Annotated in this window: 8 protein-coding genes; 3 read left to right on the top strand and 5 right to left on the bottom strand. The window is 44.1% G+C overall.

Annotated features, from left to right (window positions below; translation table 11 throughout):
- Positions 1-4 precede the first annotated feature (4 nt).
- The 4 genes from VK179_20970 to VK179_20955 all read right to left on the bottom strand — a co-directional run bounded on the left by VK179_20970 (position 5) and on the right by VK179_20955 (position 5486).
- Positions 5-484, bottom strand: a complete 480-nt coding sequence (locus VK179_20970; protein HLO61236.1) for a DUF4252 domain-containing protein — start codon at positions 482-484, stop codon at positions 5-7.
- Between the two features lie 53 nt (positions 485-537).
- Positions 538-2823 carry an NADP-dependent malic enzyme gene (locus VK179_20965; protein HLO61235.1) on the bottom strand — a complete coding sequence of 762 codons (2286 nt, stop codon included), beginning with the start codon at positions 2821-2823 and terminating at the stop codon, positions 538-540.
- 361 nt (positions 2824-3184) lie between these two features.
- Positions 3185-4666: a Gfo/Idh/MocA family oxidoreductase gene (locus tag VK179_20960; GenBank protein ID HLO61234.1), complete on the bottom strand. Its 1482-nt coding sequence runs from the start codon at positions 4664-4666 to the stop codon at positions 3185-3187.
- Positions 4667-4742: 76 nt separating this feature from the next.
- Positions 4743-5486 (bottom strand): DUF1080 domain-containing protein, encoded by a 744-nt coding sequence (locus VK179_20955; GenBank protein ID HLO61233.1) that lies wholly within the window; start codon positions 5484-5486, stop codon positions 4743-4745.
- A 129-nt stretch (positions 5487-5615) separates the two neighbouring features.
- Between VK179_20955 and VK179_20950 the strand changes: the two genes are divergently transcribed.
- From VK179_20950 to VK179_20940, 3 genes are all read left to right on the top strand, one after another.
- On the top strand, positions 5616-6779 hold the full coding sequence (locus VK179_20950) for a Gfo/Idh/MocA family oxidoreductase (protein ID HLO61232.1): 1164 nt from the start codon (positions 5616-5618) through the stop codon (positions 6777-6779).
- Positions 6780-6969: 190 nt separating this feature from the next.
- Positions 6970-7962 (top strand): sugar phosphate isomerase/epimerase family protein, encoded by a 993-nt coding sequence (locus VK179_20945; GenBank protein HLO61231.1) that lies wholly within the window; start codon positions 6970-6972, stop codon positions 7960-7962.
- A 257-nt stretch (positions 7963-8219) separates the two neighbouring features.
- Positions 8220-9293, top strand: coding sequence for an aminoglycoside phosphotransferase family protein (locus VK179_20940; GenBank protein ID HLO61230.1), 1074 nt, complete (start codon positions 8220-8222; stop codon positions 9291-9293).
- Here the strand turns inward: VK179_20940 and VK179_20935 are convergent.
- On the bottom strand, positions 9290-12562 hold the full coding sequence (locus VK179_20935; GenBank protein ID HLO61229.1) for a VCBS repeat-containing protein: 3273 nt from the start codon (positions 12560-12562) through the stop codon (positions 9290-9292). The two genes, VK179_20940 and VK179_20935, sit on opposite strands and share 4 nt — an antisense overlap.

Genomic DNA, 12562 nt, shown 5'->3' with positions numbered 1-12562 from the left:
ATAATCAGAGCTGTTTCACCGAATTATCTTCAAGCTTGTTTTTTAGCTCCATAAATTTTTTTATATCAACCGAACCAATCAGGTCAATTACAACAAGTGATTCGGTATTTTCAACGATAGCAACAAGCCCGGCCATCCGGCCATTTTTGTCGCGACCATAAACATTCACCGTATTTCCTTTTTCATTGATCATCATGATCGTATTGTAGTTCTCCTTTTGAAGGCCGTTTTTAAGTGAGGTGATATCGTTATTATCAAACTTTTGGGCCGATTTTGTATAGTTCAGGACCCTGATCTCTTCAATGCCGTCCAGAATACCGGCAAATTCGGGATTATTATCCGAATTGAGCATTTTAAGTGTACTCGAATAGAAGAACAGGTTTGAATTTTCCTTGAAATCCGACCGGAAACGGTTAACGCTCTTGCTCTGTGCAAAAGTGACAGCAGGAAGAAGCACGAAAACAAAAAGGATGATTCTGTACATGACAAGGTGTTTTCAGTTATGACGAATATACTGAATGAATATTACAAAAACACCTAAAGTTTGATAATCTCGTCCCTGTATGTTTGTGCATCAATAACAGTGATAGCAGCCATGTTAACGATTTCCCTCACTGAACTGGCCATTTGGAGTACCTGGACGGGCTTTCTTAAACCTGTTACTATCGGGCCTATCACTTCGGCACTCCCCAGTTCCTGCATCATCTTATACGCTATATTTCCCGAATTCAGATCAGGGAAAATAACAGTGTTCACATCCATATCAGCCAGTTTGCTGAATGCGAATTTTTCCTGCCTCAGTTTTTTATTGAATGCATAATTGGCCTGCATTTCACCGTCGACAATAAGATCAGGGTAATCGCGATGCAGTATTTCTACTGCTTCACGGACAGTATCAGGACTCTGAGCCCGGTTTGACCCGAAGTTCGAATAAGAAAGCATGGCAATGCGGGGAACCATATTGAATTTGCGTACTTCATTGGCTGTAAGCAGGGTGGTGTTGGCCAGCATTCTTGATGTCGGGTTAATGTTTACCGTTGTGTCGGCAAAGAAGAACGGTCCTTTTTTCGTAATCACGATATACATTCCTGACAGGTGATGCAGGCTGTTATTGGTGCCCAGCACCTGCAGGGCAGGCCTTATGGTGTTTGCATACCGGGTAGTGAAACCGGCGAGGAAACCGTCGGCTTCGCCGCATTCAACCATCATGACTCCGAAGTAATTCTGATCATGTATTTTTTCGAGAGCTTCTTCATAGGTCATTCCTTTACGCTGTCGTTTAGAATATAGGCCCTGGGCATATCGCTTTCTCCTGCCTTCTTCCTTGTCGCTATGAACATCGATTATTTGTGTGCCGGTAAGGTCAATGTGATTTTCTGCAGCCACTTTGAGGATCTGTTCCTCATTACCAAGGAGAATGGGACTTGCTATTTTTTCATGTAGAACAATCTGCACTGCTTTCAGCACCTTCACGTTGTTGGCATCGGCAAAAGCAATAGTTTTGGGATTTTGTGCTGCCCGGTTCCGGATATCATCAACCAGTTTATCATACAGACCCATTCTTTTCATGAGCTGTATTTCATAAGCTTTCCAGTCGGTTATGACAGTTCGCGCAACCCCGGTTTCCATCGCAGCCTTTGCCACTGCAGGTGCCACACGGGTTATCAGGCGCGGATCGAGCGGTTTGGGAATAATGTAATCGCGGCCAAAAGAAAGGTTTGATACCTTATAGGCGGCATTTACCTGTTCAGGAACCGCTTCCTTGGCCAGTGAAGCCAGTGCGTATACGGCAGCCAGTTTCATTTCTTCATTGATTGTGCGTGCTCTCACATCCAGGGCACCTCTGAAGATGAACGGGAACCCCAGTACATTATTCACCTGGTTAGGGTAATCGCTTCTTCCGGTGGCGATGATCACGTCCTTGCGCGCATCAACGGCATCTTCATAGGTAATTTCGGGATTGGGATTTGCCATGGCGAAAACAACAGGATTCGGAGCCATTGTTTTAAGCATCTCCTTTGAAAGTACATTGCCTGTAGACAATCCAAGGAACATATCTGCGCCCTGTACTGCTTCGGCCAGTGTTGTAATTTCAACGTCCTGGGCGAATTCCTGTTTGTATTTATTTAAGTCGGTCCGCTTTTTCGAAACAACACCTTTGCTGTCGAGCATCAGAAAGTTTTCAGGTTTTACACCCAGCTTTTTGTAAAGCCTGCCGCACGATATGGCAGATGCACCGGCACCGTTAATGACAACCTTAATTTCGCTGATTTTCTTTCCTGTGATTTCGAGTGAATTCAGCAAACCGGCCGCCGATATAATGGCTGTCCCGTGTTGATCGTCATGAAATACAGGTATGTCAAGCATTTTTTTGAGCCGTTCTTCCACTTCGAAGCATTCGGGTGCTTTGATGTCTTCCAGGTTAATACCTCCAAAAGTGGGTGAGATAGCCCTTATATGATCGATGAGCTTTTCGACATCTTTTTCATCAACTTCAATATCGAAAACATCCACATCGGCAAAAACCTTGAAGAGAAGTCCTTTTCCTTCCATAACAGGCTTTCCTGCGAGAGTACCTATGTCTCCCAGTCCCAGCACCGCCGTACCGTTTGAAATCACAGCCACCAGGTTGCATTTTGATGTGTAGATGTAGGCATCTTCAGGATTTTTCTGGATCTCGAGGCATGGTTCCGCTACTCCCGGGGTATAGGCGAGCGAAAGATCATACTGGGTGTTGTATGGTTTTGTGGGGATCACTTCCACCTTGCCTGGCCGGCCGCATGAATGATAATTCAGCGCTTCTTCTCTGTTGACTTTGGGCATAGTTTAGCTATTTAGGGGTTTAGTAGATTACCTGTCCAGGGTTTGAAGTTTGAGGGTTGAAGTTTATAAAAAACTATGAAATTTATAAAATTCGGAGAATGACTAAAAAGATATTTGTCATGCCAGGGATTGTCATTGCGAGGGAGCCAATCCGATCATTGATTATACTAAAATCTCCTGCGACGAAGCAATCTGCCCGCACAGGCAGGACTGTGCAAAGAGAGATTCGGGCGTGGGGTATATTTATTGACAGCTGGTATACACTCTTTGTAAGGGTGTGCCTGTGCGGGCAGATTGCTTCGTCGCACTGATTCTCTACTATAATCAGAGTAATGTCAAGCTCCTCGCAATGACGGGCCTTTTACAACTCCCACCCGCTCCTGTAACCCGGTTTCAGCAGGCTGTTGGCCTGGTCGTCATTGGTTTTGAACGACTGCGGATCCCAGGTAAGCCGTTTGCCTGTTCGCATGGCTATAATTCCCAGGTTCAGTGCTTCAGTGATGGGTGCGGCAGATTCAAAAGTACATCGGGCTTTCTTTCCGCCTCGGCATGCTTCAATCCAGTCCTGGTAATGGCCCTTGGAACGTTCAATAGTTTGAGGCGGCTTAATATAATTCTTATTCCGTGATGCGGGAATCAAACGGGGATTGCCGCCATGGAATTCACATAATATCTTCCCATAATCTCCGACAAACAGCAAGCCGTCAGCGTCGTAACTAAGATTATCCTCAAGAAGCTCTTTGAAGCGGAAGAATTTCATTCCCCCGTCAACCCAATAGAGGTCGACTTCAGGCATACCGGCCCTGGCAGGAAATGTAAGATGCGCGTTCATGGCATGGGGATGCGATACATATTGCAATTGTGAAGGGTTGCCATCCACAACACCGACTATTGTATTGGCCGAAGCTTCGATAGTGGACACATCACCCAGTTTCAGGGCGCGGAAAATGGCAGCAAAAGAGTAACAGCCCATATCACCCATGGCTCCGGTGCCAAAGTCATACCATGATCTGAAAACAGTGTGGGTATATTTATAGCTGAAAGGTCGTTCAGCAGCCCTTCCAAGCCAAAGGTCCCAGTTGAATCCTTTCGGTATTTTTTCTTCTTCAGGCAATTGAGTGAAGCCTGTCTCCCAAACCGGCCTGTTCGACCAGTTGAAGACTTGCCTTACAGGGCCAATAGCACCGCTCCAGATCATTTCACAAAGCTCGTCAGTATCGGCAGAGGAGGCATTCAGTGTGGCTACCTGTGTGGCAACACCTGTTTTTGTAGCTTTTTCAGCCATCAACCTGGCCTCATATACGGCATTGGTCATTGGTTTCTGGCAATACACATGTTTGCCTTTCTCCATGGCCTTAACAGAAACCTGTGCATGCTGGTGATCGGGAGTACCAACCACAACACCGTCAAGACCACTTTCTTTTTCAAGCAATTCCCTGAAATCTTCATAGGCTGTGCAGGCTTTATACGAAGCACCCTGTTTTTTGGAATACCAGGTATCCACAATTCGCTTTGCCGGTTCACGACCTGCCCTGCAGCCCTTTATCCCTTCATCCCACAATGGCTCTTCAATAGCCTCCCGGATATTGTTGCGAAGTTCGAATTCTCCCCAGTTCTGGTAGCGGTTATCGTCTTTAACCGGATCGGCTACGGCAATGATCTGCAAGTCGGGTATTTTAAGAAGTTCTAGCATCACACGCGTTCCCTGCGTACCGTTACCTATACAGGCGATATTGAGTTTATCGCTCGGCGCAATATATCCGATGCCTCCGAGTACATGCCTCGGAACAATTGTAAATCCGGCTGCTGCCGCGGTTGTTGAGATAAAGTTTCGGCGTTTCATTTTGTAAATGGTTAAATGTGAAAAAATCTGGGTTTATAGAGATACACTTCCGTGCGTTTCTGCAGGTACAACAATCTTACATCTCCTTTATATAAATATTCCTGAATTGCATCAGAGCGGGAGGACTGTTCCATTGGCCTTTTTCATCTTTGCCTCCGTGATGCTGCAGCGCAATTGCGCCTTTGTCAGGTAAATCCGGCAAAGTGGCATTTATAATTACAGGAATGCCATTTAGCTCCACATTAAGCACACTGCCTTGAACTGTGATTTTAAAAGTATTCCATTCCCCGATGTTGTGATCGGCGTTGGTAACCGGTGTAACGGCTTTTCTCACTTCGGCTGGCATATTTTCATCCATGCGGTATCCGTAAACTTCGCCGCATCCGATGGGCCAGCACCAGATGTTTACCTGCGACTTGCTGCTGCCTCTCAGGAAAATCCCTGAATCGGAATCCGGCACTACCGTTGTGATTTCCTTGCCATTCTCATCTTTCTTATGCAATCCAGAGGGCAGAATGATAGGAACATTAGGATTCTTATAGGGTGTTGATTTGATTCTAAAATCAACATAAAGGATAAAATCCTTGAATTCCCTGGTTGTCCACAAGTCCTTAGCTTCTTTTGCCTCACTTTGTGCATCATAGTCAATCACTCCATCGAGAATCTTCCAGTGCCCGTTATCTCCTTCCGGTACTTTCCAGTTTTCAAAATCCACTCCATTGAACAGGGAAGTAAAACCTTCGGGTACCTGGTGTTGGGCATTAACCAGCATACCGCATGCCATACAGAATACAGCAATAATCGTTATTGTTTTTTTCATAATCAGAATTTTAAGAATTTGTGTGAACCATTAAAGTTAGCAATACAGATTTTATTATTCAATCAAAAAATCATTTGGTCTGAAAGCTTAAATAAAGTAAATTCACATAAGACTTAACAATTTTATCAGATGATCAACCGAAAACTCAGAATGGGTATGGTGGGCGGAGGAACCGGTGCTTTTATCGGGGCTATACACCGTATCGCAGCTATTATGGATGGACAGGCCGAACTGGTTTGCGGCTGTTTCAGCAGCAGGCCCGAAGTTTCACTCGAATCCGGAAAAGCTTTGTTTCTTCCGGAAAACCGGATTTACAGCAGCTATAAAGAAATGTTTGAACAAGAAGCAAAGCTGCCTGAAAATGAACGGATGGACTTTGTTGCCATTGTTACACCCAATCATTTGCATTATGAGCCATGTGTAATGGCACTTGAAAAAGGATTTCATGTGGTTCTTGATAAACCGCTCACGTTTTCACTTGAAGAAGGAAAAAAATTGAGGGATAAAGTAAATCAAACCGGCCTTATATTCGCCTTAACGCATACCTATTCAGGCTACCCGATTGTAAAGGAAGCAAGAGAACTTGTAAAGAAGGGTATTTTCGGAAAGATCCGCCGGATATATGTTGAATATCCCCAGGGCTGGCTTTCGGATAAAGAAGAAGACAAAGGAAACGTTCAGGCAGTTTGGCGCACCGATCCGGGCCGGTCAGGTATTGCCGGTTGCATGGGTGATATAGGAACACATGCCTTTCATCTTGCTGAATATGTCTCGGGACTAAAAGCCACCCAATTGTGCGCCGAGCTTAACATATTTGCCCCCGGCAGGAAACTCGATGATGATGGCGCCGCCCTTATCCGCTATAATAATGGAGCAAAGGGGGTGCTGATGGCCACACAGATAGCAGCCGGTGAAGAAAATGCAATCAAGATCAGGTTGTATGGTGAAAAAGGAGGGCTTGAGTGGACACAGGCTGATGCCAATACGCTGCTGCTGAAATGGCCCGGTAAACCGGTGGAGATCCTAAGAACCGGTCAGGGTTACCTGGGTGCAACTGCCAAACATAACACCCGCACACCAGGTGGCCACCCGGAGGGATACCTGGAGGCGTTTGCCAATATTTACAGGAATTTTATCCTTGCAGTGAAAGCAAAAATGGAAGGAAAAGAATCCAAACCCGAATGGCTCGACTTCCCGGGTATCGAAGACGGCGTTCGCGGCATGCAATTCATTGAAACCGTTGTGAAATCAGGATTCTCTGATGGACCCAAATGGCTGGATATGGTGAATTAAAGTATTCGAAAGTAACCAGGTATTAAGTAATCAGGTATTAAGTAATCAGGTATTAAGTAATCAGGTATTAAGTAATCAGGTATTAAGTAATCAGGTATTAAGTAATCAATTTGATAAATCTCTTAGGCCTTAAATCCTTATTACTAAACTACTAACAGACTAACAGACTAACAGACTAAAAAGCTACATTATGCGTCCCGTAACCTTATGTACCCTTCAGTGGGCAGACCTTGACATCGAGGAAGTCTGCCGGAAAGCCAAAGCTTTCGGCTATGACGGATTGGAACTAGGATGCCTTGGCAACCATGTTGAAATCGACAAGGCCGATGAAGCCTATTGTAACTTCCGGAAACAGCTGCTGCAAAAATACGGCCTAAATATGTTTTCAATTTCCACACACCTTGTAAGCCAGGCTGTATGCGACAATATTGATGAAAGGCATAAAAGCATACTGCCGCCGTATATTTGGGGTGATGGTGATGCTGAGGGAGTAAGGCAACGTGCTGCAAAGGAAATCATTGCCACAGGCCATGCAGCTAAAAAACTCGGCGTAGGTGTTGTTAACGGGTTTACCGGAAGTTCAATATGGCCATGGCTTTATTCATTTCCTCCGGTAACAGAAGCGATGATCGAAAAAGGATACCATGACTTTGCGGAAAGGTGGAAACCGATTCTCGATGAATACCAGAAAATCGGTGTGAAATATGCCCTTGAGGTCCATCCAACCGAAATAGCCTTTGATATTGTATCCGCTGAAAGAGCACTTAAAGCAATAAACTATCACCCTGCTTTTGGTTTTAATTTCGATCCCAGTCATATGGGTTACCAGGGAGTGGATTATGTGGAATTCATTTACAGGTTCAGCGACCGGATCTTTCATGTTCACATGAAAGATGTGTATTGGAAAAACCAGCCCGGCAAAGTGGGTGTTTTCGGCGGTCACGTAACATTTGGTGATCCACGTCGATTCTGGAATTTCAGAAGTCTTGGAAGAGGCTGCATCAATTTTGAAGAGATCATCAGGGCATTGAATCACATCAACTACCAGGGACCTTTATCAGTGGAATGGGAAGACAGTGCCATGGATCGGGAAGCAGGTGCCCAAGAGGCTTGTACGTTTGTGAAAAAAATCGATTTCAGGTCATCAGGATTTGCATTTGACGCGGCTTTCGAGAAAAAATAGTTTTAGGCCCGGCACTTTTGCCGGGCTTTTCATTTACAACCTGACAGAGTCGAAATTATTTAGGATTTACCGATTTACGATTTTACCAATGTCATGCTGAGCGTTTACACTGAGCTTGTCGAAGGGAGTCGAAGCATATTTGAATACATATCGGTTTAGGTTGTTAGTTACACTTGCTTTACTATAAAAATATCCGCAAAGCCTGTTTTCATAGCTGAATCCTGCTTAACTTTGGTTCAGCTATAGCATTTAACCAGATGAAACATATCATTTCTCAATTTATTATTTCCGGTACCATTACCGATATCATACCTTTCGGATCTGGTCATATTCACGGGACTTTCTTGGCGAAAGGGTCAACCGAAAGCTATATCCTTCAGCAAATCAATACGAGAGTCTTCCGTGATCCGGTAACCGTAATGAAAAACATCAGCCTGGTTACGGATCATATCCGCAAAAAACTTGAAGAATCAGGAGCTCCTGACATCACCCGTTCAGTTCTTACCGTGATTCCCATCAAAACTGGAGATTTAATTTATACCGATGAAAATAAAAAAGTATGGCGCTGTTTCGTCTATATACCGCGTCATAAAACGTATGATAAAGCAGTGAGTGAAGACCAGGTATATGAAGGAGGAAAAGCCTACGGAAAATTCCTGAATCAGCTTTCGGATTTACCAGCAGCTAACCTGGGTGAAACTATCCGTGGATTTCACGACATGGAAATGAGGATACGCCAGTTTGAGGATGCCTGTAAAAACGGTGTGCCTGAAAGAATTAAGGAAACAAGCCATGAAATAAACCTGTTGCGCGAACGAAAAGACGAAATGATCATAATCCGCAAACTGGGCAGGGAAGATAAGATCAATACACGAATTGTGCATCATGATACAAAGATTAATAACGTGCTTTTTGACGAGGATGGTAAAGGTCTTTGCGTTATTGACCTGGACACCGTTATGCCCGGCTTTATCCATGACGATTTCGGTGATTCAATCCGTACTTTCACCAATACAGGTGATGAAGATGACAGCAACGTCAACCAGGTTTCGATCAATATGAAATTTTATGAAGCCTATGCGGCAGGTTTCCTTGAACAGACAAGAAATGTAATGAACGATGTTGAAAAAGATCACCTGGCATTGTCGGCCAAAGCGCTAACATACATGCAAAGCCTGAGATTTCTTACCGATCATCTGAACGGAGATATTTATTATCACATAAACCATGAAGGTCATAATCTCCAGCGTACAAGGGCGCAGGTGCGGTTATTGCTCAGCATGGAAGAGCATTATGATCAAATGAAAGAAATCATCCATAAACTATCTTAAAACGCTGAATCAGTTTCAAGCAATTTCAGTGTGTCATTGTTTGTGGCAACCAAAATAGCATTTTTACCGGTTGCCAGTTTAATTGGAATAATTTTCCTTATCTCACCGCGTATCATTAACCCGCTTTGAGACGGCGGTATGGCCTCCATTCCCTTGGCCTTATCATACCTGAGAACAAAGCCTATACTGGCATCGTTTCTTGGGGTCTCTACTTCAGTATCAAAGAGATTTCCGCCGAGGATGAATTCCGTAACACCTTTTGTGTTAATTTGCGCAATGGCATTGATTGAAGATAGCTGTGCCAGGTTAGGCAGGTTATGACTGACGAATTTTCCTTTTCCCTGGTTTTCAATCCATACGCTGGAAAATGTATTTATTTTGCAGGAATAGGAAGCCTGCAGTACAGATGCTCCATAGATATCATCCAGCGAAGCTTTCCCGAATTCATCATATGTTTTATAGCGCTGACCGATAACCGGAATCTGCCTTGAACTCTCATCGAAGCTGTTTACAGGGTAACGGATGTTATTCTGAACATAGGAAAGAACGATATCCTGCTTCCCGTTAACATCAAAATCATATGAGAATATCTGAAACGATTGATCATCACGGTACCTGTAATTTCTGCCAAGGTTGCCGGCGATAAGATCCATGTCTCCGTCATTATCTGTGTCTGCAGCCTTTAAGCTGTACCACCATCCGGTTGAATTGCTGAATCCCATCTTTTCAGTTACATCACTGAACTTACCGGAAACATTTTCAAAAAACCGGATATTCATCCATTCGCCAGCCATCACAAGGTCAGGATCTCCGTCTTCGTCAAAATCAATCCAAATGGCATCTGTTACAAGACCGGCCTCAGCCAGTTCAGGGGCCGCTGAAGAAGTTATATCCTCAAATTTGAGTTTTGGACCCTTCATACCGTTATTTCTGAGTATGAAACTTCCGGAAGGCTGGGGATATTTACCGGGCACAATTCTTCCGCCAACAAACAGATCCGTATCTCCGTCTCCATCATAATCTGCTGCACATATGGTTTTACCGCTTTTATTCATTATAGGCAAGGCTTCTGATTTTTTGAATCCTCCCGGTGAATTGAGATAAAGTCGGTCCTGGTAAGGGTTTTCGGGCATATAGCCTCCGTACAGCACGTAAATATCCAATTTTGCGTCACCATCAGCATCAAATATAAGGGCGCCGGTGATATCAAAAGGATTATCCTTACTCCACGGACCGCTCTGCTTTTTAAAGGTACCATCCGGTTTTTGCACGTAAAGTGCTGGTTCAAAACCAGCGCCGTTACCAACGAAGAAGTCATCCAGCCCATCGCCGTTAACATCTCCTTTTGCCAAACCGGGTCCCTGCCTTGAGTATTTATAAGGCAATAACGCACCGAATCCAAAATCATCGAACTGATCCTCCCTGTGTAGAAAATCAATTCCCGAAATACGGGTTATGTCCCTGAATTTAGCACTTTGGTTGACAAATGAATCCCGGCCGGCCGCTTCAGTGTAATTCAATGTAATGACCTGGTCGTCTTTTACCTGATAGACGGTCTGTTGCTTACCGTCAGGCCATATTACTTTTAAAGTATCTGCAATGCTGTTTTTACCCAGACCAAAATGAACTACGGGAGATAAACTCGACTGGTATCCCCTGGTTAATGTAAGTTCCTGTTTTTGAGTTATTTCACCCGTGGTAACAAAAATGACCGAACCCAGTCCGAACCGATTGGAAGCAGGACCGTTGAGCTTAATTTTCAGAAAATGGTTGTCCTTTGCAGCAGAACGATTTTCATAAATGGCTGATATCTTGTTTACGTTATGAAATACAATATCGAGGTCCCCGTCGTTATCCAGGTCGCTGCATGAAAGTCCATTTGTCAGTGTAGGTTCCGAAAATCCCCATTGAGTCGATTTATCACTGAATGTAAGATCACCGTTATTGCGGAATATATAATTTGCAACGGGTGTGCAGGGGAAAAGCTCTGGCCGGTACTCTTCTTTCTTTTTCTGAAAGTACATGCCTGACCGGGGGGTTGTAAGGATATCCTGGTTGTTGATGTCTTTCAAAACGCCATTGCTGACAACCAAATCTTTGTTCCCGTCGTTATCGAGGTCGATAAAAATTCCGCCCCAACTCCAGTCGGTATAAGCCACACCTGCAAACAATGAAATATTGCTGAAAACAGGTTTCCCGTCGAATACACCATTATTAAGCTGAAGTGAATTCTGCATATACTGGTAATGAAAACCATAATTTACACTGTTGTCAAACGTTTCCTGCCGCATGGGAATAACATTCACCATTCTCCTGTAATGATCGGGAGGAGTCATGTCAATCTGGTAAAGGTCAAGCAATCCGTCGTTGTTGATATCTGCGGCATCAAGTCCCATTCCGAAAATGGAAGTCTGGAACGTGCATTCCCGAAGCACTTCGCTGAATGTACCGTTTTTGTTATTGAGGTAAAGCCGGTCGGGCGGATTAAAATCATTTGAAATATACAGATCCTTCCAGCCGTCATTATTCAGGTCGGCAGCCACAACACCAATCGACATGCCAAAATTTCTTATCCCGGCTTCATCAGTGACATCCGTGAAGGTATTGTTTCCGTTATTCCTGTAGAGGTGTCCTGATTCCTCCCATTTGTTTTCCTTTATTTTATCCCTGTAGAATTCAGCGCCCATACTGACAAGAACAATGGGATAGTTGGCCACATACAGGTCAATAAGTCCGTCGTTGTTATAGTCGAAAAATGTAGCCTGTACAGATGAACTCTTATCGTTAATGCCATACGATTTGGCGCATTCAGTGAATGTGTTATCCTTATTATTGATGAACAGCAGGTTATCCGAAGGCTGATATTTGGCTGAAACGCACACGTATATATCCAGCCATCCGTCGTTGTTAACATCAGCCATTGTGCTGCCTGTGAACCATTGATGATTTCCTTCAATCCCAGCTGAAGCCGATATATCCTCAAAGTGTAGATTGCCCTTATTCAGATAGAGTTTATTGGGCACCAGGTTGCCTGTAAAAAAAATGTCGTCAAGTCCGTCATTGTTGATGTCGCCTATGGATATGCCTCCACCCATGTACATATAGGGAAACTTGGTATAATTGAGAGTGTCGTTTTCCACCAGTTCATTAAAGAACCGGATACCAGAACGGGACGGAGAGAGCTTTTTAAATGGTTCGGATGACCTGTTGCATGAAAGCATGCATAAGCAGGACACCATCACAACAGCGACAGGTTTTATTTTCATCAT

It is taken from the genome of Bacteroidales bacterium (assembly GCA_035299085.1).
Classification (GTDB): Bacteria; Bacteroidota; Bacteroidia; order Bacteroidales; family UBA10428; genus UBA5072.
Note: the sequence above shows the minus strand (reverse complement) of the source record. Positions and strands in the feature narration are given on the sequence as shown.

Excerpts from the sequence above, each read along its gene's own strand:
- VK179_20945 (HLO61231.1), top strand. The coding sequence starts at position 6,970 with ATGCGTCCCGTAACCTTATGTACCCTTCAGTGGGCAGACCTTGACATC.
- VK179_20935 (HLO61229.1), bottom strand. The coding sequence starts at position 12,562 with ATGATGAAAATAAAACCTGTCGCTGTTGTGATGGTGTCCTGCTTATGC.
- VK179_20960 (HLO61234.1), bottom strand. The coding sequence starts at position 4,666 with ATGAAACGCCGAAACTTTATCTCAACAACCGCGGCAGCAGCCGGATTT.
- VK179_20970 (HLO61236.1), bottom strand. The coding sequence starts at position 484 with ATGTACAGAATCATCCTTTTTGTTTTCGTGCTTCTTCCTGCTGTCACT.
- VK179_20965 (HLO61235.1), bottom strand. The coding sequence starts at position 2,823 with ATGCCCAAAGTCAACAGAGAAGAAGCGCTGAATTATCATTCATGCGGC.
- VK179_20955 (HLO61233.1), bottom strand. The coding sequence starts at position 5,486 with ATGAAAAAAACAATAACGATTATTGCTGTATTCTGTATGGCATGCGGT.
- VK179_20940 (HLO61230.1), top strand. The coding sequence starts at position 8,220 with ATGAAACATATCATTTCTCAATTTATTATTTCCGGTACCATTACCGAT.
- VK179_20950 (HLO61232.1), top strand. The coding sequence starts at position 5,616 with ATGATCAACCGAAAACTCAGAATGGGTATGGTGGGCGGAGGAACCGGT.